1 protein-coding gene is annotated in these 354 nt (G+C 39.0%); it reads left to right on the plus strand.

Annotated elements, in window-relative coordinates; translation table 11 throughout:
- Nucleotides 1-344 (plus strand): hypothetical protein (locus ACYFDN_RS21430; RefSeq protein ID WP_483512653.1); only part of this gene is annotated, 344 nt, incomplete at its 5' end.
- Nucleotides 345-354 lie beyond the last annotated feature (10 nt).

Consider the following 354-nt stretch of genomic DNA (forward strand, 5'->3'; position numbering starts at 1 on the left):
CATTATGCTTTGGAAAGGAGCTATGTTTCGATAATAGCTACAGGTTCATTAAAGAGCTTGGGAGTATCCTGCCTGAACGGTCTTTCGCTCCGATTAGGCAATCAGATGGCAACTCTGCTAAAACAACCGGATTGCGATATTTAGGAAATAGTGACATTTTAAACGCTGCTGGAGTTAAGAAACACGCTCAAATATTGGAAATATGCGATATCTCTCTGAGGGAGGTTTTTAATCAAAAAAAAGAACCTAAGTATCGCTGCTGTACGATTGAGAGTAACCAATTAAAAGTTAAGGTATCAGAAGGGCTTCTTCAGACGTATACAGTAGAACTCCCATTTGAATAGCCTTATAACA

The organism is Agarivorans sp. D1326, from assembly GCF_056958115.1.